Annotated in this window: 26 protein-coding genes; 10 read left to right on the top strand and 16 right to left on the bottom strand. The window is 65.7% G+C overall.

The window, feature by feature from the left end; genetic code table 11:
- Positions 1-4: 4 nt before the first annotated feature.
- Entirely contained in the window at positions 5-1231 is a 1227-nt protein-coding gene (fabB, locus tag ACFSX5_RS10285) for a beta-ketoacyl-ACP synthase I (RefSeq protein WP_386833273.1), read from the bottom strand.
- An 85-nt stretch (positions 1232-1316) separates the two neighbouring features.
- Positions 1317-1838 carry a 3-hydroxyacyl-[acyl-carrier-protein] dehydratase FabA gene (gene fabA / locus ACFSX5_RS10280; protein ID WP_386833271.1) on the bottom strand — a complete coding sequence of 174 codons (522 nt, stop codon included), beginning with the start codon at positions 1836-1838 and terminating at the stop codon, positions 1317-1319.
- A gap of 177 nt (positions 1839-2015) precedes the next feature.
- Between fabA and irrA the strand changes: the two genes are divergently transcribed.
- The 4 genes from irrA (at position 2016) to ACFSX5_RS10260 (ending at position 5221) form a co-directional block, all read left to right on the top strand.
- The gene (irrA, locus tag ACFSX5_RS10275) at positions 2016-2519 is read left to right on the top strand and encodes an iron response transcriptional regulator IrrA (protein WP_386833270.1); all 504 of its coding nucleotides are present in this window, start codon (positions 2016-2018) and stop codon (positions 2517-2519) included.
- Between the two features lie 192 nt (positions 2520-2711).
- A complete protein-coding gene (locus tag ACFSX5_RS10270) occupies positions 2712-3542 on the top strand; it encodes an arylamine N-acetyltransferase family protein (protein ID WP_386833269.1) in 831 nt (276 codons plus the stop codon).
- Positions 3542-4162: a YdeI/OmpD-associated family protein gene (locus ACFSX5_RS10265; RefSeq protein WP_386833267.1), complete on the top strand. Its 621-nt coding sequence runs from the start codon at positions 3542-3544 to the stop codon at positions 4160-4162. The genes ACFSX5_RS10270 and ACFSX5_RS10265 overlap by 1 nt, the downstream gene beginning before the upstream one ends.
- 165 nt (positions 4163-4327) lie before the next feature.
- A complete protein-coding gene (locus tag ACFSX5_RS10260; protein WP_386833265.1) occupies positions 4328-5221 on the top strand; it encodes a hypothetical protein in 894 nt (297 codons plus the stop codon).
- A gap of 181 nt (positions 5222-5402) precedes the next feature.
- Here ACFSX5_RS10260 and truB read toward each other — a convergent pair whose 3' ends face one another.
- The 3 genes from truB to ACFSX5_RS10245 are packed head-to-tail and all read right to left on the bottom strand — an operon-like array spanning position 5403 to position 7789.
- Positions 5403-6308, bottom strand: a complete 906-nt coding sequence (truB, locus tag ACFSX5_RS10255) for a tRNA pseudouridine(55) synthase TruB (protein ID WP_386833264.1) — start codon at positions 6306-6308, stop codon at positions 5403-5405.
- Positions 6305-6718, bottom strand: coding sequence for a 30S ribosome-binding factor RbfA (gene rbfA, locus ACFSX5_RS10250; RefSeq protein ID WP_386833262.1), 414 nt, complete (start codon positions 6716-6718; stop codon positions 6305-6307). Before rbfA ends, truB begins: the two co-directional genes overlap by 4 nt.
- Positions 6719-6763: 45 nt before the next feature.
- Positions 6764-7789, bottom strand: coding sequence for a 2-hydroxyacid dehydrogenase (locus tag ACFSX5_RS10245; RefSeq protein WP_386833261.1), 1026 nt, complete (start codon positions 7787-7789; stop codon positions 6764-6766).
- A gap of 97 nt (positions 7790-7886) precedes the next feature.
- On the opposite strand from ACFSX5_RS10245, the gene ACFSX5_RS10240 reads away from it, so the two are divergent.
- Positions 7887-8447, top strand: a complete 561-nt coding sequence (locus ACFSX5_RS10240; protein ID WP_386833259.1) for an SH3 domain-containing protein — start codon at positions 7887-7889, stop codon at positions 8445-8447.
- A gap of 127 nt (positions 8448-8574) precedes the next feature.
- Here ACFSX5_RS10240 and ACFSX5_RS10235 read toward each other — a convergent pair whose 3' ends face one another.
- The 6 genes from ACFSX5_RS10235 to ACFSX5_RS10210 all read right to left on the bottom strand — a co-directional run bounded on the left by ACFSX5_RS10235 (position 8575) and on the right by ACFSX5_RS10210 (position 14367).
- A complete protein-coding gene (locus tag ACFSX5_RS10235; RefSeq protein ID WP_386833257.1) occupies positions 8575-9597 on the bottom strand; it encodes a DUF2793 domain-containing protein in 1023 nt (340 codons plus the stop codon).
- Between the two features lie 657 nt (positions 9598-10254).
- Entirely contained in the window at positions 10255-11085 is an 831-nt protein-coding gene (locus ACFSX5_RS10230; protein ID WP_386833256.1) for a metal ABC transporter permease, read from the bottom strand.
- Positions 11082-11936 carry a metal ABC transporter permease gene (locus ACFSX5_RS10225; protein ID WP_386833255.1) on the bottom strand — a complete coding sequence of 285 codons (855 nt, stop codon included), beginning with the start codon at positions 11934-11936 and terminating at the stop codon, positions 11082-11084. Before ACFSX5_RS10225 ends, ACFSX5_RS10230 begins: the two co-directional genes overlap by 4 nt.
- On the bottom strand, positions 11933-12808 hold the full coding sequence (locus ACFSX5_RS10220; RefSeq protein ID WP_386833254.1) for a manganese/iron ABC transporter ATP-binding protein: 876 nt from the start codon (positions 12806-12808) through the stop codon (positions 11933-11935). Before ACFSX5_RS10220 ends, ACFSX5_RS10225 begins: the two co-directional genes overlap by 4 nt.
- The gene (locus ACFSX5_RS10215; protein ID WP_386833252.1) at positions 12808-13689 is read right to left on the bottom strand and encodes a metal ABC transporter substrate-binding protein; all 882 of its coding nucleotides are present in this window, start codon (positions 13687-13689) and stop codon (positions 12808-12810) included. The genes ACFSX5_RS10220 and ACFSX5_RS10215 overlap by 1 nt, the downstream gene beginning before the upstream one ends.
- A 96-nt stretch (positions 13690-13785) precedes the next feature.
- Complete coding sequence (locus tag ACFSX5_RS10210; RefSeq protein ID WP_386833251.1) at positions 13786-14367, bottom strand: NAD(P)H-dependent oxidoreductase; 582 nt, start codon at positions 14365-14367, stop codon at positions 13786-13788.
- A gap of 105 nt (positions 14368-14472) precedes the next feature.
- Between ACFSX5_RS10210 and ACFSX5_RS10205 the strand changes: the two genes are divergently transcribed.
- Entirely contained in the window at positions 14473-15354 is an 882-nt protein-coding gene (locus tag ACFSX5_RS10205; protein ID WP_386833250.1) for a glycosyltransferase family 8 protein, read from the top strand.
- Positions 15355-15369: 15 nt separating this feature from the next.
- On the opposite strand, the gene ACFSX5_RS10200 is transcribed toward ACFSX5_RS10205, so the two are convergent.
- Genes ACFSX5_RS10200 through ACFSX5_RS10190 form a run of 3 tightly spaced genes read right to left on the bottom strand, consistent with a single transcriptional unit; the run spans position 15370 to position 17542 of the window.
- Positions 15370-16263, bottom strand: coding sequence for a hypothetical protein (locus ACFSX5_RS10200; RefSeq protein WP_386833249.1), 894 nt, complete (start codon positions 16261-16263; stop codon positions 15370-15372).
- Positions 16260-17174 (bottom strand): ABC transporter ATP-binding protein, encoded by a 915-nt coding sequence (locus tag ACFSX5_RS10195; protein ID WP_386833248.1) that lies wholly within the window; start codon positions 17172-17174, stop codon positions 16260-16262. Before ACFSX5_RS10195 ends, ACFSX5_RS10200 begins: the two co-directional genes overlap by 4 nt.
- Positions 17171-17542, bottom strand: coding sequence for a GntR family transcriptional regulator (locus tag ACFSX5_RS10190; protein WP_386833247.1), 372 nt, complete (start codon positions 17540-17542; stop codon positions 17171-17173). The genes ACFSX5_RS10195 and ACFSX5_RS10190 overlap by 4 nt, the downstream gene beginning before the upstream one ends.
- A gap of 348 nt (positions 17543-17890) precedes the next feature.
- Between ACFSX5_RS10190 and ACFSX5_RS10185 the strand changes: the two genes are divergently transcribed.
- Complete coding sequence (locus ACFSX5_RS10185) at positions 17891-18649, top strand: copper homeostasis protein CutC (protein ID WP_386833246.1); 759 nt, start codon at positions 17891-17893, stop codon at positions 18647-18649.
- A 41-nt stretch (positions 18650-18690) separates the two neighbouring features.
- On the top strand, positions 18691-19476 hold the full coding sequence (locus ACFSX5_RS10180; protein ID WP_386833245.1) for a siderophore ferric iron reductase: 786 nt from the start codon (positions 18691-18693) through the stop codon (positions 19474-19476).
- 129 nt (positions 19477-19605) lie between these two features.
- On the opposite strand, the gene ACFSX5_RS10175 is transcribed toward ACFSX5_RS10180, so the two are convergent.
- On the bottom strand, positions 19606-20181 hold the full coding sequence (locus ACFSX5_RS10175) for a TetR/AcrR family transcriptional regulator (RefSeq protein ID WP_386833244.1): 576 nt from the start codon (positions 20179-20181) through the stop codon (positions 19606-19608).
- An 85-nt stretch (positions 20182-20266) separates the two neighbouring features.
- Here ACFSX5_RS10175 and ACFSX5_RS10170 point away from each other — a divergent pair, with 85 nt between their 5' ends.
- Together ACFSX5_RS10170 and ACFSX5_RS10165 are read left to right on the top strand one after the other, a co-directional pair.
- The gene (locus tag ACFSX5_RS10170) at positions 20267-20677 is read left to right on the top strand and encodes a VOC family protein (RefSeq protein WP_386833242.1); all 411 of its coding nucleotides are present in this window, start codon (positions 20267-20269) and stop codon (positions 20675-20677) included.
- 68 nt (positions 20678-20745) lie between these two features.
- Positions 20746-21870: a Gfo/Idh/MocA family protein gene (locus ACFSX5_RS10165; RefSeq protein WP_386833241.1), complete on the top strand. Its 1125-nt coding sequence runs from the start codon at positions 20746-20748 to the stop codon at positions 21868-21870.
- An 11-nt stretch (positions 21871-21881) separates the two neighbouring features.
- Here ACFSX5_RS10165 and ACFSX5_RS10160 read toward each other — a convergent pair whose 3' ends face one another.
- Positions 21882-23822, bottom strand: coding sequence for a hybrid sensor histidine kinase/response regulator (locus ACFSX5_RS10160; RefSeq protein WP_386833240.1), 1941 nt, complete (start codon positions 23820-23822; stop codon positions 21882-21884).
- Positions 23823-23838: the final 16 nt, after the last annotated feature.

Genomic DNA, 23838 nt, shown 5'->3' with positions numbered 1-23838 from the left:
GTCCCTACGCGTCCGGGTGCTTGAAGACGAGCGCCGCATTGGTGCCGCCGAAGCCGAAGCTGTTGCTGAGCACGACGCCGAGATCGACGTCATCACGGCGCTGGCGCAGGATCGGCATGTCCTCGAAGGCAGGATCGAGGGTTTCGATGTTGGCGCTCTCGGCGATGAAGCGGTGGTGCATCATCAGAATCGAGTAGATCGACTCGTGCACGCCGGTCGCGCCCTGCGAGTGCCCGGTCAGCGACTTGGTGGCAGAGATCGGCGGACACTTGTCTTCGTTGCCGAACACAGCCCGGATGGCCTCGATCTCCTTGAGATCGCCCACGGGCGTGGAGGTCGCATGCGGGTTGATGTAGTCGACCGGCAGCTTGACGTTCTGCAGCGCCATGCGCATGCAGCGCTCCGCCCCTTCGCCCGAGGGCGCGACCATGTCGAGCCCGTCGGAGGTGGCCCCGTAGCCAACCACCTCGGCCCAGATGCGAGCGCCGCGTGCCTTGGCGTGCTCCAGTTCCTCGAGCACCAGCACGCCGGCACCGCCGGAGATGACGAAGCCATCGCGGGCGGCGTCGTAGCAGCGGGAGGCCTTTTCCGGCGTCTCGTTGAAATCGGAGCTCATGGCTCCCATCGCGTCGAACAGGTCCGACAGGGTCCAGTCGAGGTCTTCGTGGCCGCCGGCGAAGACAATGTCCTGCTTGCCGAGCATGATCTGTTCCATGGCATTGCCGATGCAGTGCTTCGACGTCGCGCAGGCGGCGGTGATGGTATAGTTGATGCCCTTGATGCCGAAGGCGGTGGCAAGGGTTGCGGAGGCGGTTGAACCCATGGCTTTGGGGACCGCCAGCGGCCCGATGCGCTTGGGCGATTTCTTCTCGCGGGTGACGTCCGCCGCCTCCACGATTGTGCGGGTCGACGCGCCACCCGAGCCCATGACGATACCGGTCATGGGGTTGGAGATGTCCTTGTCCTCAAGCCCTGCGTCGGCGATAGCCTGCTGCATGGCGAGGTAATTCCAGGCCGCGCCCTTCCCCATGAAGCGGGTGACGCGACGGTCGAGGATTTCGAACGGATCGAGGCGCGGGTCGCCCTTGACCTGCGAGCGGAAGCCAAGTTCGGCGTAGTCTTCGGCGAACACGATGCCGGGCCGGGCCTGGCGTAGGCTATCGGTGACCTCATCGAGCGTATTGCCGATGGAGGAAATGATCCCCATGCCGGTCACGACAACTCGTCTCATTCGACCTCGCTCCGTCGTCTCGTCGCGCCTTGGGCGGCGCCTTGTTGGTCTTGGGCCAAGCGGGGCTGAGGACCGCCTTCGCGGCCTAGTGATCCTGAAGTTGGCTGTCGGAGAACAGACCTACCCGCAGGTCGGTTGCTTCGTAAATCACCCTTCCGTCGGCCTTGACCCAGCCGTCGGCGATACCCAGCACCAGCCGAGACCGCATGACGCGCTTGATATCGATAGCGTACTCGACCAGTTCAACATCGTTGGTCACCTGGCCGGTGAACTTGATCTCGCCCCCGAGTGCCCGTCCCTTGCCTGGGGACCCACCCCAGCCGAGGAAAAAGCCGGTCATCTGCCACAGCGCGTCCAGGCCGAGGCAACCAGGCATCACCGGATCCCCGATGAAATGGCAGTTGAAGAACCAGAGATTGGGATGCACGTCGAGTTCGGCGCGGACATAGCCCTTGCCGAAGGTGCCGCCGGCTTCGTCGATATCGGTGATGCGGTCAAACATCAACATGGGCGGAGCGGGTAGCCGGGCGTCCATCTGGCCGGGCAATTCGCCCCGCCCATGCGCCAGCAGCTCTTCGTAGCCGAATGACCTCTGCCGTTCCGCCATACGCCCTTCCCCAGTTAGCCTGAATATTGTCTCGTATAGGGGTGCAGTGAGGGGGTCAAGCCAGCCAGCGGCGGGTGAGAAAACTGCGCCAAGCGGCGGCCGACTTGTACCAGCGAGCGGCCAACGGTATAACAGAGCAAGAATTTCCGGCCCTTTCGCCCGAGTTGTAAGGACGCAATGACCGACCGACCTTCCGCTGCCCGCTCGCATCCGTCCCGCAAGCCTTGCCTGACGGCCGTGTTGCGCATGGCCGGGCTTCGGCCCACCCGCCAACGGGTGGCCTTGGCCGAACTGCTGTTCGGCGGCCCGCATCGCCACGTCAGTGCCGAACAGCTGCACAGCGAGGCCGTGTCGTCCAATGTGAACGTGTCGCTGGCCACAATCTACAACACGCTGCACCAGTTCCATGAGGCAGGGTTGCTGCGCGAAGTGGCGATCGACGCATCGCGGTCGTATTTCGATACCGACACCTCGGACCATCACCATTTCTTCGTCGAGGACGAGCAGCGGATGATCGACATCCCGGCGTCCTCGGTGGCTTTCGCGTCGCTGCCGAAGCCACCGGAGGGAATGCAGGTCAGCCACGTGGACGTGGTGATCCGGGTCCGCCACGCGCCCCTCCCCGTCGATGCGGTGGACCTGCGCGACGCAACACCGGCCGATGATGGACTGCTGGACTAGCGCTCGCCTGCCAGCGGATTTCTGCGGCGGATGACAGCTCTCGCCGATGGGTTCGGTGCGGCGCGCAGCCGAGCCAGCACGTGCAACAATGTCCATCCCCCTCCTGACGCAATTCGCACCTGAGGGCGGGGTGACATTCACTGCCCGCCTCCCATAGGGTGGCGTGATCGGCAACGATGGCAAAGGTGGTCGATGGGCGCGAAGCTCAATCTCAACGCCTATTTCGAGCGAATCGGGTTCTCTGGATCGATCGCTCCGACAGTCAGCACGCTCTCTCTGCTTCACGCGCTGCATCCCGCAGCGATACCTTTCGAGAACCTCGATCCGCTGCTCGGGCTGCCGGTCAGTCTCAGGCTGGCCGACATCGAACGAAAGTTGGTGCTGGAGCAGCGGGGCGGCTATTGCTTCGAACATAATTTGTTGTTCCTGGCGGTGCTGCGGGAGCTGGATTTCAACGTCCGGCCGATCGCCGCCAGGGTGGTGTGGTCGAATCCGGAGGCCGCTTCGGCGCCGCCGACGCATATGCTGCTCGCCGCAGAGATCGGCGGCTCGACCTATATCGCGGACGTCGGCTTCGGCGGGCTTACCCTCACCGCCCCGCTGAAGCTCAGGACCGATGTGGAGGAGGAGACGCCGCATGAGCACTTCCGGCTGACGGGCGGCGAGCCGGAGTGGCGGCTCGAAGCCGAACTCAAGTCGGGCGAGTGGCGGACGCTCTACCATTTCGCCACCGCTGAGTGGCCAGAGGCGGAGTACCAGGCTGCCAATGTGGCGACCTCGAGCGGGCCCGACACGCCATTCACCCGCGAACTGCGCGTGGCGCTGTCGCCTGCAGGACGGCGGTTGGCATTGCGAGGCAATCGCTTCACCACATACCGCGTTGGTGAGCCGGCCGAGGAGCGGTTGCTGACGAGCGTCGCGGAAATGCGGGAGGTGCTCACCGAAAGGTTCGGCCTGGACCTTCCGCAGGGAGCAGAGCTCGACGAGAAGCTATCCGGCTTCGTGCCGGAGGCGGACGGCTGATGGCGCCCGTGGTGGTCGATCCGGACAAGGTTCGGGAGTTCCCAACGCAGGCAGATTTCGAGCGCTGGCTCGCCCAGCACCATGCCACCGCAGACGAGGTGTGGATCCGCATCTTCAAGAAGGCCTCCGGCAGGGCCAGCATCACCCCGATCGAGGCGATCGACTCGGTGCTGTGCTGGGGCTGGATCGATGCCATACGCAAGAGCTGGGACGACGTTTCGTTCGTGCAGCGCTATACGCCGCGCAAGCCCAAGAGCCTGTGGAGCCAGGTCAATCGCGACAATGTCGCCCGGCTGATCGCCGCGGGCCGGATGACCGAGCACGGGCTCAAGCATGTCGAAGCCGCCAAAGCCGACGGGCGTTGGGACGCAGCCTATGCCGCGGGCAGCACGATGGAGATGCCGGAGGATCTGATGGCGGCCATTGCTGCCAATCCGGCGGCCCTCGCCACCTTCGAGGGACTGAACAAGACCAACCGCTTCGCCCTCGCCTTCCGTGTCGGCAATCTGCGCACCCCTGCCGGCAGGGCGAAGAAGATCGCGGCCTTTGTCGACATGCTGGCCCGCGGAGAAACCCTCCATCCGCAGAAGCAGAAGGCGGCGTCGGCTGCCCAAGAATGAGGCAGCGAGGGAACAAATCCGCGTGAGCGGTGGTTGAGGAGCCATCAGCGTCAAACGGAGGCATTCCCATGAACGCCATTATCTATCTCGTCGGTCTGGTTGTGATCGTGCTCGCGATCCTTTCCTTCCTGGGGCTCGGTTGAGAGCAGAGGAGGGAGAACGCCCATGAGTATCGATGCACCATCGACCACGATCGTGGAGACCAGTGGCACGGCAGGCGAGCAATCGTCCTATGTGGACTGGCCGGCGATCATTGCCGGCATCGTGCTGGCTTCCGCCATCAGCCTGACCTTCATCGCCTTCGGGTCGGCCGTTGGCCTCAACTTCGTCGACTTCAATGCCCGTGAGGGCGCCAGCCCGATCTTTATCGGTATCGCCGCGGCGCTGTGGTTCCTGTGGATTCACATCTCCAGCTTCATGGCCGGTGGCTATCTCACCGGGCGGCTGCGCCGTCGCTACTACGACGCCACCGAAGACGAGAGCGACGTGCGTGACGGCGCCCATGGGCTGCTGGTCTGGGCCGGTGCGCTGGTGGTCAGCGCAGTGGTCACCGCCGCTGGGGTCGGTGCGGTCGGCAATATCGTCGGTTCGGCGCTGTCGACGGCAACCACTGCAGCATCCAACGTCGCGGAGGGTGCCGGCGAGAGCATGGATCCGAACGCCTACTTCGTCGATACGCTGTTCCGCTCGGACCGGCCGGCGACGGACACCACCGTCGCTCGCGACGAGGCGGGGCGGATCTTCGCCCGGGCGGCGCTCGGAGACGGCACCGTTCCCGAAGAGGATCGCACCTATCTGGCGCAATCGGTGGCTGCCAACACCGGGCTGGCCCCGGACGAGGCGCAGGCCCGTGTCGACCAGGTGATCGCCAATGTGGAGACGGCCCGGCAGGAAGCGCTGGAAGCGGCGCGTGTCGCCCGCAACACCGGAATCATCGCGGCCTTCCTGATTGCTGCGTCGAGCCTAGTGTCGGCCATTGCGGCGTACTGGGCGGCCCAGAAGGGCGGCAACCACCGCGACAACAACACCGTCTTCGCCGACGTCTTCCGCCGCTTCTGAGGAAAGGACCAAGACATGTTCCGTGCAATCGGCCTTTGGCTGCTTGGCGTTCCGGTCTTCCTGATCGTCATCATCATGCTGTTCACCTGATCAGCAAAGAGGCGGGGCGAAAGCCCCGCCTTTTCTTTCTGCCAGGTGAGAATAGTCCCGCCAGCACGAGCGGGGATAAGTGCCGCAAGCGTCAGGTGTTGAAGACGCGCCTGGGCTTGAACTGGCCGAACTGCACCCAGCCGGTGGCGACCACCTCGCCCTTGAAGCTGACCCAGCACTCCTCAAGCGATGCTGGAGCGGCGGCACCCGTCAGCAGCACCGGATTGCCATGGCGCACCGCGGTGGCCTGCACCGGATCGAGCCGGATTTCCGGAAGATCGGCAAAGCCGGCGGATACCGGCTTCAGCAGGGTGTCCCGGACATCTTCGGCTGCCGCTTCGAGGTCGTCGATGCTGACCGCATCAGCGTCGGTGAAGGGTCCGACGGCGGCACGGTGGAGCAGGCCGACATGGCCATGGGTGCCGAGTGCCTCGGCAATGTCTCGCGCCAGGGCGCGAACATAGGTGCCCTTGCCGCAGGTTACTTCCAGCAGCGACTGTTCGGCGCCGTGCTCGAGAACCTGGATCGCGTCGACGTCGACTTCGCGAGGCTTGATGTCGACGGCTTCTCCGGCGCGCGCGAGATCGTAGGCGCGTTCACCGTCAATCTTGATGGCCGAGAAGGCCGGTGGCTTCTGCAGGATGGTGCCGGTGAAGCGGGGCAGCACCGCCTCGAGGGCTTCGGCACTGGGGCGCACATCGGACTGGGCGATCACCGAGCCTTCGGCATCGTCGGTGGTGGTGGCGGTGCCCCAGCGGATGGCGAAGCGGTAGATTTTGGTGCCATCCTGCACCTGCGGGACGGCCTTGGTGGCTTCGCCCAAGGCGATCGGCAGGATGCCGGTGGCGAGCGGGTCGAGCGTGCCGGCATGGCCGGCCTTCTGCGCGGCGAACAGCCAGCGCACCTTGCCCACCGCCTGGGTGGAGGTCATGTCGAAGGGCTTGTTGAGGACGACCCAGCCCGAGATGGCGCGCTTGGCGCGGCGGGCGGTGGTCACTGCTGGTCGCCGTCCTCTTCGTCGTCGCGCAGGTCGCGCTGGACCCGGTCGGAGCGCAGCAGCGCATCGATCCGGCTGGCCTCGTCGAAGGTGTCGTCGACGAAGAAGCGGATTTCGGGGGCGTATTTCATGTTGATCTGCGGCGCCACGCGGCCGCGGATGAACTTCCTGTTGCGGTTCAGTGCCGCGACGATCTCTTCGGCGTGCTGGCCACCGAGCGGCATGACATAGGCGTTGGCGATCTTGAGATCGGGGGTCATGCGTACTTCGGGCACGGTGATCACCGAGCCGGTCAACGCATCGTCCTCGACCTCGCCGCGCGCGAAAATCGCCGCCAGGGCGTGGCGGACCAGTTCGCCCACCCGCAGCATACGCTGGCTGGGGCCCGCCGGTTTGTGGTCTTTGCTCATGCCGACGAATTAGGCGCTTGCCGGGACAACGTCAATTGCCGCGGGTTAGCGCGGGACCGGGCGGGCTGCGGCATTGAGCCCCTCGGGCAGCACGCGGTGGGGTGGCTGGTGGCCGTCCATGAAGGCGCGGATGTTGACGATCACCGCCTCGCCCATTTCGGTGCGCGCCTCCAGTGTCGAGGATGCCATGTGGCCAGTGAGGACGATGCGATGGTCCTGCGCCAGCGCCAGCAGACGCGGATTGATGCCGTTGCGATTGTCGAAGACGTCTAGGGCAGCACCGGCGAGGTGCCCGCTCTCGATGCCGGAGAGGAGCGCCTCTTCGTCGAGCAGTTCGGGGCGGCTGACATTGACGACGAAGCTGCCCTCGCGCATGCGGCCGAGCCGTTCGGCAGAGAGGATGCCGTGGGTCTCGCGGGTCAGCGGGGTGTGGAGGGAGACGATGTCCACCGCCTCGATCATGCGGTCGAGATCGTCCCAGTAGGTGGCGCCGAGCGGCACTTCCACCGCCAGTGGCCGGCGGTTGCGAGAGAAGTAGTGGATGTTGAGGCCGAAGGCGCGGGCGCGAAAGGCGACGGCGGTGCCGATACGGCCCATGCCGACAATGCCGAGCGCCTTGCCGCGGAGGCGGGTGCCGAGCATGGAGGTGGGCGACCAGCCGGCCCATTGGCCGTCGCGCAGCAGCATTTCGGCGCCTTCGATGAGGCGGCGCGGCAGCGCCAGCATCAGCACCACCGCCATGTCGGCGGTGTCCTCGGTGAGGACGGAGGGCGTGTTGGTGACGGTGACGCCGGCGGCCCAGGCGGCCTCGACGTCGATATTGTCGACCCCATTGCCGAACTGGGCGATGAGGCGCACCGATTTCGGCATGCGCGCGATCAGGTCGGCATCGATGCGGTCGGTGATGGAACTGACCAGCACGTCCTTGTCCTCGAGGCCGGCGAGGATGTCCTCGCCGGTGAGGGTGACGTCGGCATCGTTCACATCGGTCTCGAACAGGGTGGCCATGCGCGCCTCGATCGACTCGGGCAGGCGGCGCGTCACCAGGATCTTGGGCTTTTGAATCGCCATCGCATCCGGATTGGGGCCAGATCGGCCGGGGCCGGGTTTAGCGGCCATTAAGGATATCGGCCTAGTGATAAGGCAATTCCGTTCCTCGTGCCAAGTTATGTTCGACACCCGCCGCGGAAGCTTTCCGCGTTTCATTTCCGGCCTGTTGATGCTGCTGGCCGTGCTGCCAACGGCAGCACCGGCGCTGGCGCAGGCCAACAATCCCAGCGGCCTGCCGCTGCCGCGCTTTGCCAGCACCCGCTCGGAACCGATCAATGTGCGGGTGGGGCCCGGACAGAAATACGAGATCGCCTGGACCTATGTGCAGGCGGGAATTCCGGTGGAAATCGTCCAGGAGTTCGACACCTGGCGCAAGATCCGCGACGTCGAGGGCGACGAGGGCTGGGTGCATCAGAACCTGCTTGCGGGCACGCGCATCGGCTTCGTGCAGCCGGTGATGGGGGGCGCCGAAGTGCCGCTCCGGGCCAGCGCCGCGGACGATGCGGCAGCGCGGGCGCGGCTCGGGCCCGGGCTCAAGGTCACCATCAGCGAATGCGATGGCACCTGGTGCGAAGTGACGGCGAGCCAGCAGGACCAGTCGCAGCGCGGCGCCAGCTATAGTGGCTATGTGCGCCAGGAAGAGCTTTGGGGCGTCTATCCGGACGAGGTTTTCGACTAGGTTAGCACCGCTCCGCACAGATGCAGCCACAACCGCGCTTGTCATCCCCGCGAAAGCGGGGATCCAACCTGAGATCTCAGGATGGGCCCCGGCTCAAGGCCGGGGTGACACCGAGGGTGGGGAGGGATCAGAGGTTCGCCTCCAGTTCGTCGACACGTGCCGCAAGTTCCTGGACCGCCTTCACCAGCGGGGCGATGAAGCTGTCGTAGCGCAGGCCCTGTTCGCTGTGGGGATCGGCGGGATCAACGAGGACGTGGCCGGCGGAGGGCGTGCCGCCGAGGGCCGCCAGCACCTGCTGGGCGATGAAACCGTAATGGGTCGCCTCACCGGCTGGCTGGCGGTAGCGCACAGGCTCGAGCGCCAGGATGAAGTCGAGGCCGAGATCGCTTGGTGCGATCTCGGTTTTCTGACGCTGGTCGGAGGTCTGGATGGTGCCGGTCGCCGACCAGATGGCGGACCAGCGGGCGCCGGCGGCGCCGAGACTGACCGCATTGTCGGCAGCGGGCTGGAGGCTGTAGCCGACGCTGACGGTGCCGCTGGCAGGGGCGATGGTGATGGCATCGGTCCAGGCCGAACCGTCGCTGCTGACCTTGATGCGGAACGAATCGTCACCGGCGAGGCCCAGTTCGGCGCGACCGGACCAGTCGGTCTGGAGGAGCAGCGAAGCGGTGTCGGTGCTCGTTGCCTTGTTGAGCTTGAGCTGGTGACCGGCGCCGGCGTGGTTGAACAGGGTGGCGTCCGCCGAGACGGCCAGGCGATTGGTGTTGTCGGGCGTAGCGTTGATCCCGAGCTGTTCTAGGCCGTCGCCGAGCGCCATCAGCGGCCTCCAGGCGCCCGCGTCAAAGACCAGCAGCACCTGCTGGTCGACGCACCAGACCTGCCAGCCCGGCGCCGGATCATGAAAGCTCCAGGCGCCGGCCTGCCAGATGGCGAATTCGTCGGCGTGGCCGGCCCAAGTTCCGGTGGCGCCGGAGGGGACGAGATAGGCTTCGCCTTCGAGCGGCAGTGGCGGCGGGGCAGTGGTGGTGCGGCTGACGACGACCGGCTGCACCAGTCCGTCCAGCGCCCGAAGGGCCTCGTTGTGAGTGATGTGCTTCTGCGCCTGGCCCGGCATCAGGTAGGGCAGCGACAGGCGGGGGGTGTGGTCCATGGTGATCTCCTTTGTGGGGAGAGCAGGCCGCGGGTGTGGGCGGGGATAAGCGGGACAGATCGTGGATTTTGCCAGCAGCTTTAGCCGCCGGGCTTTCGCCGTCGGTTGGAAGAGGAGCGGGCCCCGAGGCGGTGCCGCCTCTGAGAATTTTAAAGTGAGACGACATCGCCTCGGGGCGCCGGGATTTTAGAACGGGGCGCGACGACTCCATTCCGGACAGGGGGATGGAGATGTTTTCCATCCTCGCCGGACCTGAGCGGACCACCCGCGAGCCCAGGTGAAGAGCGACCTCCCCCTGCCCGGCCGTCCTTCCGCCAATGGTCGCTGCAGGCCGCCCCGCGCGGAAGAGATGGGTGGAGTATGGGGCATGTGGAGGGGGTGGGGATAAGGGGGACAGATTTGAGGGGCTGGTGTTTGCCGGCCCCCACCTAACTTCCCCCTGAAGGGGAGGGACGGGCCGGTGGGAGGCCGGGCTGCAGAGCGAACTTCCCCTTAGGGGGAGGTTGGGTGGGGGGCGCCTGTCCGATCTTCTTCGACGAGGGACCATGCCCGTTGCGAGATGGATTGCCGGGACAAGCCGGGCAATGACGAAGGACCGATGGGCAACGACTCTCCGCGCTGTCTCCAACCGGCTTGTCCCGGTGGTCCGTCCGAGCACTAGACCACAGCGGGCTTTCGTGTCGTGGCCGCGAAGACGGTTATGAAGACCAGGGTCAGCAGCAGGACGATGGTGGGGGCGGGGGCGGAGTCGAGGAAGAAGCTGAGGTAGATGCCGATCAGCGAACACAGGGTGGAGATGGTGGCGGCGAGGAGCAGCATGACGCCGAAGCGGCGGGTGAGGAGGAATGCGATGGCGCCGGGAGCGACCAGAAGGGCGACGACGAGGACGATGCCGACGGCGGAGAGCGCGGCGACGATGGCGAGCGAGAGCAGCGCCAAGAGACCGTAATGCAGGAGGCGGGTGTTGAGGCCGATGGCGCCGGCCTGCTGCGGATCGAAGGTGAAGAGCATGAGATCGCGCCAGCGCAACACGATGATGACCGTGACCAGAACCCCGATGACGGCTGTCTGAACGAGGCCATCGGGGGTGACGCCGAGGATGTTGCCGAACAGGATATGGTCGAGGTGGACATCGGTGGGGAAGGCGGTGATGAGGACGATGCCGAGGCCGAAGAGGCCGGCGAAGACCACGCCCATCACCGTGTCTTCCTTGATGCGGGAATTCTCCTTGAGGTAGCCGACGGAGATGGCGCAGACCATGCCGGCGATGAAGGCGCCGATGCCGAAGGGGAGGCCCGCCAGATAGGCGAGCACCACGCCCGGCAGCACGGCATGGGAAACCGCGTCGCCCATCAGCGACCAGCCCTTGAGCACCAGGAAGCAGGAGAGCAGCGCGGTGGGAACCGCGACCAGCACCGCCACCAGCATGGCCGTGGTCATGAACGGAAACTGGAACGGCCAGAGGGCGTAGAGCAGGAACTCGCTCATGCCCGAAGCTCCAGCCGGGCGCGACGGCGCGCGGCGAGGATGCCGTGCTTGGGCGCGAAGACGAAGGCGAGGAGGAAGATCAGGGTCTGCAGGCAGACGATGACGCCGCCGGTGGCGCCATCGAGGAAGAAGCTGAGATAGGCGCCGACGAGGCTGGTGAGAGCACCGATCAGGATGGCGAGGACCACCAGCGGGCCGAAGCGGTCGGACAGGAGATAGGCGGTGGCGCCGGGGGTGACCACCATGGCGATCACCAGGAAGGCGCCGACGGTCTGCATGGCGGCGACGGTGCAGGCGGCAAGGAGAGTGAAGAAGACGACGCGCAGTAGCGGCGGGTTAAGGCCGATGGAGCGGGCATGGGACTCGTCGAAGAAGGTGACCATCAGGTCCTTCCAGATCACCGCCATGACGGCGAGGGTGATGCCGGAGATGATGACGAGCTGGAGGGTGTCGCCGGGGGTGACGGCGAGGATGTTGCCCATGACGATGGTCTGCACGTTCACCGAGGTGGGCGACAGCGATATCATGAACAGCCCGAGCCCGAAAAAGGCGGTGAAGATCAGGCCGATCACCGCATCTTCCTTGAGCTTCGTCCGCTGGGTGAGGAACAGCATGGCGAGGGCAGCGAGCCCGCCGGAGAAGAAGGCGCCGAGCGAAAACGGCAGGCCGAGCATATAGGCGCCGGCAACGCCGGGGACGATCGAGTGGCTGAGCGCGTCGCCGATCAGCGACCAGCCCTTGAGCATGAGATAGGCGGAGAGGAACGCGCAGACGCCGCCGACCAGTGCCGAGACCCACATGGCGTTGACCATGTAGCCATAGCTGAAGGGGAGCAGCAGCGTGTCGATCATTGTTCGGACCGGTCACGCTGCTGTGGGGTCATGCGGCCCTTTTCGCCATAAAAGACGAGCGGCCGCTCGTCGTCGGTGAGGACGGTGAGGTGCCGCGGGTAGTCGTCGGCATGGAGCCCCTGCCCTGCCAGAACGAAATGGCGGAGGGCACCGCCGAAGGCGTCTTCGAGATGCTCGCGGGTGAAGACCTCGCTCGTCGGACCGGAGGCGAGGACGGTGCCCTTGACCAGCACGCAACGGTCGCAGAACTCGGGGACGGAGCCGAGATTGTGGGTGGAGACCAGCATGACCTTGCCCTCGTCGCGCAGGTCGCGCAGCAGGCCGACAATGGCATCCTCGGTCTTGACGTCGACGCCGGTGAAGGGTTCGTCGAGCAGGATGACCTCGCCTTCCTGCGCCAAGGCGCGGGCAAGGAAGACACGCTTCTTCTGGCCGCCCGAAAGTTCGCCGATCTGGCGCTTGCGGAAGTCGATGAGGCCGACGCGTTCCAGCGACTCGGTGACCTTGTCGCGGTCGACGGGGCGCGGGCGGCGGAGCCAGCCCATGTGGCCGAAGCGACCCATCATGACGACGTCTTCCACCAGGACGGGGAAGTTCCAGTCGACCTCCTCGGACTGCGGCACATAGGCGACGAGGTTGCGCCTGAGGGCTTCGCGACCGGGCACACCGAGAATGCTGACACTGCCGGTGGCCAGCGGCACGAAGCCCATGATGGCCTTGAACAGGGTGGACTTGCCGGAGCCGTTGACCCCAACCAGCGCGGTGATGGAGCCGCGCGGCACGGTGAAGCTGGCGTGCCGCATGGCGGTGGTGCCGTTGCGATAGGCAACGGAAACGTCGGCAACGTCCAATCCGGCGGCGGTTGCGTCCATCAGGAAGCGAGCCCCGTGGCGATGGTCTCGGTGGTGACCCGCAAGAGGTCGAGATAGGTGGGCACCGGCCCGTCGGATTCGGACAGGGAGTCCACATAAAGGACGCCGCCATAGCTTATGCCGGTCTCGCGGGCGACCTGCTCGGCGGGAGCGGAGGAGACGGTGGATTCCGAGAAGATGGCGGGGACGGTGTTGGCGCGGATGGTGTCGATCATGGCGCGCACCTGCTGCGGGGTGCCCTGCTGGTCGGCATTGATGGGCCAGAGGAACAGTTCCTTGAGGCCGAAATCGCGGGCGAGATAGCTGAAGGCGCCTTCCGAAGTGGCGAGCCAGCGGCGTTCCTCGGGCACGGTGGCGAGGCGGTCGCGGATGGGCTGGACGGTGGCGGTGATCGCCTCGGCATAGGCGGCAGCGTTGCTGTCATAGGTCGCGGCATTGGCCGGATCGGCTTCGCTCAACGCGCGGCGGATGTTCTCGACATAGACCAGCGCGTCGGTCGGCGACATCCAGGCGTGGGGATTGGGCTTGCCGGCATAGGGGCCGGTGCCGATGCCGATCGGCTCGACGCCGTCGCTGACCACTACGCTGGGGATGTCGCCGAGGCCGGCGAGGAAGGGCTCGAACCAGAGTTCGAGATTGAGGCCGTTCCACAGGATGAGGCCGGCACCTTGGGCGGCGACAAGATCGCCGGGGGTGGGCTGGTAGTTGTGGATCTCGGCACCGGGCTTGGTGATGGAAACGACGTCGGCCGCCTCACCGGCGACGTTGCGGGCCATGTCGGCAATGACGGTGAAGGTGGTGACCACCTTGAACCGCTCCTGGGCGGCGGCGGGGAGACTGGCGAGGGCGGCGAGGCCGATGGCGAGGAGCAGGCGACGCATAAACGAACTCCGGGACATTACACCCTCGCTATACTACAATTGCAAATCATTCGCAATAGCAACTGGTGCGTGCACGGGGCGGTAACGCGCCGGCGGCTAGAGGGTTTCGACGGCGCGGGCGATGCGGGTCCCGAACCGGCCGAGGCGCGCGGCATCGACGTTTTCGGCTGCGTGCAGGCTGAGCATCGTGAAACGCGCCTGTGGGGCGCAGGCGCCGAGAATGGCGGTCTTGAGGATGCGGCGAACGGGCCGGCGCATCACCAGCGTGTCGATCCACCAGGGCGAGCCGAGGGTGGTGACGACGAGGCAGGCCTTGAGGCTGGTCAGGCGCGGCTTGATCGGGGTGCCCTGATCGAAGGCGAAGCCAGGGGCCCAGACGCGGTCAAACCAGCCCTTGAGGATCGCCGGCAGGCCGAACCACCAAGTGGGAAACACCAGCACCAGGATATCGGCTCGGGCGAGGCGCTGCTGCAGGGCGACCGCGTCGGAGTCGGACTGCGGCTCGGCATAGTAGTTGCGGCGCTCGGTGGGCGTCAGCGCAGGCTGGAAGGCTGCGGCGTAGAGCTCGAGGCGGTCGATCTCCCAGCCGCGGGATCGGAGGGCCGCTTCGACGGTATGGCTGAGATGGGCGCCGAGACTGTCGGGCAGTGGATGGGCGAAGACGAGATGGGCGCGCATGGAAGCTCCGGCTGAGACGGCGGTTGGGTGTGCGGCCGAACGGTACAAGAGAGCGGTTGACGTTCCAGCCGGCAATGGGGAAAAGCCCTCATGTTCTGAACCCGGGTGAGCAGCGTGCCGGCAATCCACATTGCCCTGACTTTTGACGACAATTTTTGGGCGCCGGCATATGCCACAATGCGGTCCGTGTGCCTATTCACCAAGCGAAAGCAGGATCTGGTGTTCCACCTCTGCCATCGCACGCTCAGTCCAGGCCACCACACTGATCTCGCTGCGATCGCGGACGAGTTCCCGGTTCACCTCCGGTGGTACGACCTCGATCAATCCGAGATGTTCCGCGATGTCGCGCGCCGCATGCCGGAAAATCGCCGGCTGTCCAACATCGTCTACGCCCGGCTGATGCTCGATCAACTGCTGGGGTCGGAGGTGGAGCGGGTGTTGTACCTCGACTGCGACATGCTGGTGCGGGACGACATCGCCGCACTTTTTGACATCGACCTGCGGGGCAAGGCCATTGCCGCGGTGCGCGATACAATGGGCGCCTTCATTGCCGGCGGACGCGACCTTAAAAACAATCGCGATATCTTTGATGCCGCAGACTACTATTTCAACGCTGGCATGGTGTTGATCGACATCGCCAAGTGGCGCGAAGCCGACGTGATCGGGCGCATGGAGGAAGCGCACCGAACCGGGGTGATGCAGCGGATCTACTACGACCAGGACCTGCTCAACCTCGTTTTCAAGGACAATTGGCTTAAGCTCGACTGGCGTTGGAACACCATTGATGCGCGCCATGCCCATGAAGGGCTCGATCCAGCCATCCTGCACTATACCGGTGAGCGCAAGCCATGGGGCATCTTCTCGACCATGCTGCAGACGGTGGCCTTTGCCCGGCTCTACCGCCACGTGATGACGAACGAGTTGTTCTATCGCTTCGCCCGCCACCGTTGGAGGCGGTGGTGGATGAAGCGGCTGCGCCTCGGCTAGGCCGAGGCACAGGGGTCAGTCGCCGATGACGCGACGGCGGTATTCGCTGGCGAGGTAAACGGCCAGGAGTGCGACGGCGAGGCCGATCAGCACCTGCAGCCAGTCGGTGCGGTTGATCAGGTCGGTGGCGAAGGCGAGCGCGCTGAAGGGGGCGTCGCCCAGGAACCAGGCATCGAGGTAACCGCCTTCGCCGAACGGGAGGCTGGCGCGGTAGCTGATGTAGTTCCAGGTGTGGGTGGAGAAGGGGTGGATGCCACCCAGGATGACCCACTCGAACATCGACACGATGGCCGGCAGGACCAGCGAGACCGGGATGGCCCAGCGGCCCATCGCGGTTGCGAGACCGCCGATGACCCCCATGAGCGGCAGGTACCAGAGCAGGCCGACGGCGAAGGCGACGAGAATGGCGAGCGCCACCTGGCCGTAGATGACCGCAATGCTGCCGAACGCGGCCCAGGTGGCGGAGCCGTTGATCAGCATGGTTACGAAGGCGACGCCGAACAGCAGCAGGCCGCTCAGTAGTGCAATGGCATAGACGGTGCCGGGCAGGATGGTAGTGGCGGCGGTGAGTTTGCTCATCAGCACCCGGAAATCGCTGACCGGCATCGACTTCCAGAACAGCATGGAATTGTTGCGCCGGTCGGCCCAGAAGGCGTCACCGCAATAGAAGAACAGCGTCGCAATCAGGTAGAGGGCCCAGCCGGCGCCGAAGCCGAGAAAGCCGATCTCGAAGATGCGGAGCGGCGCGACGGTGAACATGGCGCCGGAAAAGCGCGCGTCGACACGGCCGAAGGTGAAGGCGATCAGCGTCGCCCCGAAGAGCACCCCGACCAGGGCCAGTGGGCCCCAGAGAAAAGCGCCGCGGTGCTCGATGAGTTCGCGACGAACCAGCGCGATGAAAGCCCTCATTGAGCGGTCTCCGGGTTGGCGGTGGGCCGCTGCATCAGCGCGACGAAGAGGTCGGACAGGGTGGGCGTGGAGATTTTACCGAGCGGTTCGAGCGAGGCGCGATCGACGCCATCGAAGATCATCACCGTCTGGCCGAACCGCGTTTCCTCGTAAACCGGGCCGTATTTGCGCGCTTCTGCTTGCTTTTCGTTATCATTGACGACGAGCTGCGTGAATTTGTCGTTCACGGTCTCCATCTGCATGTGAAGGATCAGGTCGCCGTCGCGAATGAACATGATGTCGGAGAGCATGAACTCGATCTCGTCCACCTGGTGGGTGGTGATGATCAGGGTACGCTCCTCGGTCATGTAGTCTTCGAGCAGACGCCGGTAGAAGCGCTTGCGGTAGGTGATGTCGAGGCCAAGGGTCGGCTCGTCGAGGACGAGGAGCTTGGCATCGATAGCCATGACGACGGCAAGGTGCAGTTGTGCCATCATGCCCTTGGACAGGGTCTTGATCTTCATCTCGGGGCGAATGTCAGTGCCTTCGAGGAACTGGCGCGCCTTTTCGGGCGAGAAGTTGGGGTGGATGTTGGTGAGCAGCGCGAAGAGCTCGCGCACCCGCATGAAGCGCGGCAGGCTCGCGACGTCGGAGATGAAGGCAACGTTCTCCATCAGTTGCGCGCGGCGGGCGAAGGGATCCTCGCCGAGGACACGAATGGTGCCCTCGCAATTGGTGAGGCCCAGCATGGCGTTGAGCGTGGTGGTCTTGCCGGCGCCGTTGTGCCCGACGAGGCCATAGATGCGGCCGGCGGGAATGTCGAAATCGAGCCCGTGCAGGATTTCCTTGCGGCCGAAGCGCTTGCGCAAGCCCCGAGCAGTGACGATGGGGGGCTGCACGGCCGGCGAGGTGGTCGGGGACAGATCGGTCATTTCGTGTTGTCCTCGGTGGGGTTCTCGGGAGTGAGGAGCTGCTTGAGGTCGAGCTCCAGCGCGCGGATGCGATCGGCGATGCGGGGCCAGTCTTCTTTGAGAAATTGCCGACGCTCATGGGCGAGCAGTTCCTCGCGCGCCCCCTGCTTCACGAACATGCCCAAGCCCCTTCGTTTCTCGACCACGCCGATTTCGACCAAAGCGTCGTAAGCCTTGGTGACCGTCAGCGGATTGACCGACAGATCGGCAGCGATCTGGCGCACTGAGGGCAAGGCCTCGCCTTCCTGCGCCTGACCCCTCAGGATCATGTCGATCAGCCGTTGCCGGATCTGGACGAAGATCGGCTGGCTGGTGTGGAAGTCATCCATGCGTTATGCCTAACTAGTGTGCTAGTGATGAAACACAGTGATGCGGAGCGCGCAAGTGTGTTTTGGGTGACGGGCTGCGTCGTTGTTGAGGGACGGCTAGTGGAAGAATGGATCCCCGCCTTCGCGGGGATGACGTGGTGGGTGTCGTGAGATTGGAGCGTGGGAGGCTGGGCTGGATTGCCGGGATGAGCCCGGCAATGACGAAGGCAAGAAGAGGCCGGCTGTCTGAAGGGTGGTCACCCGCCGGGCTCGTTCCGGTGGTCCGGGCATCTGAGCCACTGGTACACGCCCACTTGCACGGGCCATGGGGGTTGGCTAAGCCAAGAGCATACCAATTGGAGACCAATCATGGCGCAGCAGCACCCGTTCAAGATCGAGATCTGTGTTGAGGGGGTCGACGGGCTGGTGGCGGCGCAGGAGGCGGGTGCCGATCGGGTGGAGTTGTGCGCCAGTCTGCTCGAGGGCGGGATCACGCCGAGCCTTGGTGTAGTGAAGACGGCGCTCGCGGTCGCGACCATCCCGTTCCATGTGATCGTGCGGCCGCGCGGCGGCGACTTCCTCTATTCGGCGCTCGAATTCCAGTCGATGCTGGAGGACGTCAAGGCGCTGCGGGAGTTGGGAGTGGCCGGCGTGGTGATCGGGTGCCTCACCGCCGATGGACGGATGGACGAAGAGCGGATGAAGGCCCTGGTCGAGGCGGCGCGGCCGCTGAAGGTGACCTGCCATCGCGCCTTCGACATGACGGCGGACTTCCGGGAGGCGGTCGAGGCACTGGTGCGCTGCGGCGTCGATCGGGTGCTGACCAGCGGGCAGCGCGACACGGCTGAAGAAGGCGTCGACATCCTCAAGGCGACGGCAGAGGCGGCAGCCGGGCGGATCGTGGTCATGGCCTGCGGCGGGCTCAACGAGGACAATATCGCCCGGCTGCGGCGCGAGAGCGGTTGCGACGAGATGCACTTCGCCGCACTGACCACAGTTGGGAGCGCAATGCAGTACCGCAACCCCAATGTCGGCATGGGCGGCACCGCCATCGAGCGAGAATACGAGCTCACCCTGACCGACCGCGAGGCCGTGCGGCGCACCATTGCGGCGGCGCGCGCGGCATAAGGCGCTTTGCAGCCAGTGCCGCGCCCGGATAGAAGCGCGGCATGGCCCGATCCTTTCTTTTCGCGCAAGACGATGCCGCTGTCGCCACGACACGGCTGATCGCCACGGCCGCGAGCAGCACCGGCTTCATGAAGGGCATGCCGGGCGCGGCGCCGGAGGGCTGGTACCGAGTCGGCGGCGACAATGCCGGCTTTCTCACGGCGCTCCACGAGGCGCTGCGGCAGACCTATCCGGAGGCGGGCGCTACCTTCCATGCGGTGCGGCTGTGGACGAATCTGATCTGGCAGCCGGCCTATCTGGCTGTGATCGCCGTGCACCTCCACGGCGCGGTGCCGGATTTTTGGGGCCTGTCGCAGGACCGGCGCGGCATCTATGTCGACGGGTTCCGGCTGGCGGGGCGGCCGCAGCGCAGCGGGACCACGACCGAGATGATCGCCGATGCAGCCGGGCAGTTGCGGGTGGCGACCGATGCCATGTTGGCGGAGGTGAACACGCTGGAGCGGCTGCGGGACACCCCTGCCCGGCGCCTGCTCGCCTATCGCATGGCCGCGCTGATGCTGTGGCTGAGACATCGGCGGCGCGAGATGAGCAATCACGACGTGCTGGCGACGGCGGAGCAGTGGTTTGGTGCCCTGGATCTCGGCAGCCATGTTGCGCTGCAGCCGGTGCCGGCGGGCGACGGCTCCGAGGTGCTGATCGTCAAGCGCAAGGGGTGCTGCCTCGACTATCTGATCACGCCCGAACGACTCTGCGCCAGTTGTCCGAAGCAGCCGGAAGCGGTGCGGCTGCAGCGGCAGACGGCGAATGCGGTTGCGGAGCGGGGATAGAGGCCCCTCGGTGGGAGGGGCGGCATCTCAGGATGGGTCCCCGCTTGCGCGGGGATGACAGCCGGTGGCTGTGGGGGGAGAGTGCTCATCACGCGCCCTGCCCCACCCGCGGGGCCGGACCTATGCACCCTAAGTACGAAGACCTTCCAGCATGGCGGCCATGGCGGCTTGGAACTCGGGGCGCTGGTCTTCGGGGGCCAGGGCGGCGCGGTCGAACAGCGCGCCGAAGAGTTGGGCGAGCGGCAGGACCGGCAGGCGCTTGATGGCCCCGGCATCCATGGCATCGCGCAGGCCGCAGACGAGGGTTTCGAGGCCGTACTGCGCATCGATGGCGTCGAGCGCTTCGCGACCGAGCACGGCGGGCGCATCGAGGAGCATGATGCGGCGACGGCCGGGGTCAGCCATGGCGGCGAAGAAGGCCTGACTGCCGGCCAGCAGCGCCGCGACAGGATCTGTGGGTGTCGCCTCCCCTGCGGCTTCGATGCTGGCCGCAACGGCCGCGTGCTCGGCCTCGACGACGGCGGCAAAAAGCGCCGTCTTGTCCGCGAAGTGATGGTAGAGCGCGCCGCGGGTGACACCTGCCGCAGCGACAATGTCAGGCGTGGCAGTGTCGGCGAAACCCTTCTCCGCAAACAGCTTTCGACCGGCTTCCAGGAGCAGCCGGCGGGTTTCGGCGCGGCGTTCGGCCTGGCTGCGTCTTTCCATTTGCATACATACTGCCTGTATGTTATTCACATCGACATACAGGCAGTATGTATCTTCTCTTCGGCCTGATGCAAGGAGAACCCGCATGCGTACCGACAGCTTCTATCCTCTCGTCCAGGTGGAGGACGTGGAGTCCACCGCCCGCTTCTATGAGACTCATTTCGGCTTCACCCGCACCTTTTCGAGCGACTGGTACGTGCAGTTGCGTGCCGCTTCGGACCATCCCTTCGAACTGGCGTTGATCCGCTACGACCACGACTCCATCCCCCCGGAAGCGCAGGTGGTGACGCGCGGGCTGATCCTCAGCTTCTATGTGCAAGACGCGGCGGCGGAGGAGCAGCGGCTGGCGGCGGCTGGCCTGACGATCTCGCAGCCGCTACGGGACGAGGTGTTCGGGCAGCGTCACTTCATTCTCGCCGACCCCAACGGGCTGTTGATCGACGTCATCACCCCGATCGAACCGAGTGCGGAGTTTCTCGCCACTCTGGGCGGCTGAACTTCCATACCACTCTGGCGACTCTCGGCCGGTGCCGGTAATGATGCACGTCACTCATGGAGGAATGAATGAGCGGACAGCGTCTGGGCATCGGCATCATCGGCACGGGCAATATCTCGTCGGCCTATTTGCGCGCCATACTGGGGCGCGAGGGGCTGGCGGGTTTCCCCGTGCTCGACGTGCGCGGCATCGCCGACATGAAGCAGGAAGTGGCGGAGGCCCGGGCGGCCGAGTTCGGGCTGAAGGCCGTGAGCATCGACGAACTGCTGGCCGATCCCGAGATCAAGCTGGTTATCAACCTGACCATTCCGCGGGCGCATGTGGACGTGGGGCTGCGGTGCCTGGCTGCCGGCAAGCACGTCTATTCGGAAAAGCCGCTCGGCATCAATTTCGCCGAGGGCAAGCGGCTGCTCGACGCAGCCGAGAAGGCGGGGCTGAGGATCGGTTCGGCGCCCGATACCTTCCTCGGCGGCTCGCACCAGCAGGCGCGGCAGGTGGTGGATTCCGGTGCGCTCGGGCAGATTGTCGGCGGCACCGCCTTCTTCCAGTGTCCCGGCCATGAGAGCTGGCACCCAGATCCGGCCTTCTATTACGACATCGGCGGTGGGCCGGTGCTCGACATGGGGCCGTATTACATCACCGACCTCGTGAACCTGCTGGGGCCGGTGGCGCGGGTCTCAGCGATGAGCTCGCGGCTCAGGACGCAGCGGCCGATCACCTCGGAGCCCAAGAAGGGCCAGATCATGGACGTGCATGTCGACACCCATGTCACCGGCTCGCTGGGCTTTGCCAATGGCGCGATCGTGCAGGTGGGGCTGAGCTTCGATGTGCCGGCGCACAAGCACGTGCCGCTCGAACTCTACGGCACCGACGCCAGCCTGATCGTGCCGGACCCGAACTTCTTCGGCGGCGATGTCGAAGTGCGCAAGCGCGGCAAGGGCGAGGAGTGGACCGCAGTCGCGGTGGAACAGCCCTATGCCGACGGCAACTACCGCTCGCTGGGCGTTGCCGACATGGCCCAAGGCATTCTCGACAACCGGCCGCACCGCGCCAACGGGCACCTGGCCCTGCATGTGCTCGAAGTGATGGAAGCCTTCGCCACCGCTTCGGCCGCGGGCCGCGTGGTCGAGATTGCGACGCCGATCGAGCGGCCGGAGCCGCTGGCGACCTCGCTCAGGAACGGTCAAGTCTGAGGCGAACCGGTTCAGGCGGCGTTGTTGCGCCGCCCGACCGCAGTGATGGCCGCCTCGAGGTCGGCTTCCGAGAACGGCTTGTTGAGTCGCGGCAGCCGCAGGTCCTCGCCTTCCGGCAGTTCGGCATAGCCGGTCGCCAGGATGATGTCGGTGGACGGCCAGCGCTGCATGATCTCGATCGCGAGCTGGGCGCCGGTCATGCGCGGCATGGCATGATCGGTGACCACCAGGTCGAAATGCTGCGCATCGAGATGGCCCAGCGCCTCCTCGGCGGAATAGGCTTCCACCACGGTATGGCCGAGATCCTCGAGCATGGCGGCGGTGTTCATCAGCACCAGGGCGTCGTCGTCCACGGCGAGCACGTTGAGATGGCGGGGAGCCGCTTCGGTGTCCTGCGCCGGCTGCAGCGGCAGCTCGGGCTCTTCATCGAGAACCGCCGTATCGCCCTCGCTCACCGGCAGCCAGATGCTGGCGGTGGTGCCGCGCCCGGGAGTGCTGGTGACGGTCAGGCGGCCACCCGATTGCTGGGCGAGACCGTGCACCATGGACAGCCCGAGCCCGGTGCCTTTGCCGATGCCCTTGGTGGTGAAGAATGGCTCGGTGGCGCGCTGCAGGGTTTCGGGTGACATCCCCTCCCCCTCATCGGCAACCGACAAGCGGACATAGCGGCCCGGCGTCAGATCGTCGAAGTGTGGCGTGGCCAGTTCGGCCGTGATGGTGAGCCGGCCACCGGCAGGCATGGCGTCCCGCGAGTTCACCGCCAGGTTGAGAATGGCCGTCTCGAGCTGGGCGGCATCGGTGCGGACCAGCGGCAGGTTGTCGGCGAAGCTGGTTTCGATATCGATGGTCGTGCCGAGCGAGCGCTGCAGCAGCTCGGTCATGTCGGTGACGAGCCGGGTGAGGTCGACCGGGCGGAACTCGAGCGTCTGGCGGCGGGCAAAGGCGAGCAGGCGCTGGGTCAGCGTAACACCGCGCCGGGCGCCTTCGGTGGCATTGGCGAGCCAGCGGCTGACTTCGGCGTCGGGCGGCAGCCGGCGGGTGGCGAGCTCGAGACTCGACAGCACCGCCATCAGGAGATTGTTGAAGTCGTGGGCGATGCCGCCGGTGAGCTGGCCGACGGCCTCGAGCTTCTGGGCCTGGAACAGCTGCTCGCGGGTCTGCTCGAGCGCGTCCTGCGCCCGTTGGCGCTCGGTGACGTCGCGGGTGATCTTGGCAAAGCCCAGAAGCGTGCCGTCGTCGTTGTAGATGGCGTCGATCACCACATGGGCGCGGAAGCGGGTGCCGTCCTTGCGAACGCGCCAACCTTCGCGCTCGTAGCGCCCCTCGGCGCGGGCGATGGTGAGGGCCCGCTCGGGCTCGCCGGCTTCACGGTCCTCGGGGACGTAGAAGCTGCGGAAGTGGTGGCCGATGATCTCGTCGCGGGTGTAGCCCTTGATGCGCTCGGCGCCGGCATTCCAGTTGGTGACGATGCCTTCGGGCGAGATCATGTAGATGGCGTAGTCGGTGACGCCTTCGACGAGGCGGCGGAACTGGTCCTCGCTGGCCTGCAGGGCAAGCTGGGCGGTGCGGCGCTCGGTGAGGTCGCGGGTGACCTTGGCAAAGCCGATCAGCCGGCCAGAGGAATCGCGGATGGCATCGACGACGACATGCGCCCAGAAACGGGTCCCGTCCTTGCGCATGCGCCAGCCTTCGCTTTCGAAGCGGCCCTCTTCGGAGGCGATGCGCAGGGCGCGCTGCGGCAGGCCGCGCTCGCGGTCTTCAGGCGTGTAGAAGCTGGCGAAGTTCTGTCCCAGAATCTCCGCTTCCGTGTATCCCTTGAGACGGGCGGCGCCGGCATTCCAGCTCGACACCGTTCCTTCCGGCGAGATCATGTAGATGGCGTAGTCGGTAATCGCATCCAGAAGGATGCGGAACCGCCCCTCCTCCCCGAGGGACGCCAGTACCTGATCCATAAGCTTGCCCCTGTTC

The sequence above is a fragment of the Devosia albogilva genome (assembly GCF_042685625.1).
In the GTDB taxonomy this organism is placed as follows: domain Bacteria; phylum Pseudomonadota; class Alphaproteobacteria; order Rhizobiales; family Devosiaceae; genus Devosia; species Devosia albogilva.
Note: the sequence above shows the minus strand (reverse complement) of the source record. Positions and strands in the feature narration are given on the sequence as shown.

Coding starts and splice junctions, on each gene's coding strand:
- fabB (WP_386833273.1), bottom strand. CDS start 1,231: ATGAGACGAGTTGTCGTGACCGGCATGGGGATCATTTCCTCCATCGGC.
- fabA (WP_386833271.1), bottom strand. CDS start 1,838: ATGGCGGAACGGCAGAGGTCATTCGGCTACGAAGAGCTGCTGGCGCAT.
- irrA (WP_386833270.1), top strand. CDS start 2,016: ATGACCGACCGACCTTCCGCTGCCCGCTCGCATCCGTCCCGCAAGCCT.
- ACFSX5_RS10270 (WP_386833269.1), top strand. CDS start 2,712: ATGGGCGCGAAGCTCAATCTCAACGCCTATTTCGAGCGAATCGGGTTC.
- ACFSX5_RS10265 (WP_386833267.1), top strand. CDS start 3,542: ATGGCGCCCGTGGTGGTCGATCCGGACAAGGTTCGGGAGTTCCCAACG.
- ACFSX5_RS10260 (WP_386833265.1), top strand. CDS start 4,328: ATGAGTATCGATGCACCATCGACCACGATCGTGGAGACCAGTGGCACG.
- rbfA (WP_386833262.1), bottom strand. CDS start 6,718: ATGAGCAAAGACCACAAACCGGCGGGCCCCAGCCAGCGTATGCTGCGG.
- ACFSX5_RS10245 (WP_386833261.1), bottom strand. CDS start 7,789: ATGGCGATTCAAAAGCCCAAGATCCTGGTGACGCGCCGCCTGCCCGAG.
- ACFSX5_RS10240 (WP_386833259.1), top strand. CDS start 7,887: ATGTTCGACACCCGCCGCGGAAGCTTTCCGCGTTTCATTTCCGGCCTG.
- ACFSX5_RS10235 (WP_386833257.1), bottom strand. CDS start 9,597: ATGGACCACACCCCCCGCCTGTCGCTGCCCTACCTGATGCCGGGCCAG.
- ACFSX5_RS10230 (WP_386833256.1), bottom strand. CDS start 11,085: ATGAGCGAGTTCCTGCTCTACGCCCTCTGGCCGTTCCAGTTTCCGTTC.
- ACFSX5_RS10225 (WP_386833255.1), bottom strand. CDS start 11,936: ATGATCGACACGCTGCTGCTCCCCTTCAGCTATGGCTACATGGTCAAC.
- ACFSX5_RS10220 (WP_386833254.1), bottom strand. CDS start 12,808: ATGGACGCAACCGCCGCCGGATTGGACGTTGCCGACGTTTCCGTTGCC.
- ACFSX5_RS10215 (WP_386833252.1), bottom strand. CDS start 13,689: ATGCGTCGCCTGCTCCTCGCCATCGGCCTCGCCGCCCTCGCCAGTCTC.
- ACFSX5_RS10210 (WP_386833251.1), bottom strand. CDS start 14,367: ATGCGCGCCCATCTCGTCTTCGCCCATCCACTGCCCGACAGTCTCGGC.
- ACFSX5_RS10200 (WP_386833249.1), bottom strand. CDS start 16,263: ATGAGGGCTTTCATCGCGCTGGTTCGTCGCGAACTCATCGAGCACCGC.
- ACFSX5_RS10195 (WP_386833248.1), bottom strand. CDS start 17,174: ATGACCGATCTGTCCCCGACCACCTCGCCGGCCGTGCAGCCCCCCATC.
- ACFSX5_RS10190 (WP_386833247.1), bottom strand. CDS start 17,542: ATGGATGACTTCCACACCAGCCAGCCGATCTTCGTCCAGATCCGGCAA.
- ACFSX5_RS10185 (WP_386833246.1), top strand. CDS start 17,891: ATGGCGCAGCAGCACCCGTTCAAGATCGAGATCTGTGTTGAGGGGGTC.
- ACFSX5_RS10180 (WP_386833245.1), top strand. CDS start 18,691: ATGGCCCGATCCTTTCTTTTCGCGCAAGACGATGCCGCTGTCGCCACG.
- ACFSX5_RS10175 (WP_386833244.1), bottom strand. CDS start 20,181: ATGGAAAGACGCAGCCAGGCCGAACGCCGCGCCGAAACCCGCCGGCTG.
- ACFSX5_RS10170 (WP_386833242.1), top strand. CDS start 20,267: ATGCGTACCGACAGCTTCTATCCTCTCGTCCAGGTGGAGGACGTGGAG.
- ACFSX5_RS10165 (WP_386833241.1), top strand. CDS start 20,746: ATGAGCGGACAGCGTCTGGGCATCGGCATCATCGGCACGGGCAATATC.
- ACFSX5_RS10160 (WP_386833240.1), bottom strand. CDS start 23,822: ATGGATCAGGTACTGGCGTCCCTCGGGGAGGAGGGGCGGTTCCGCATC.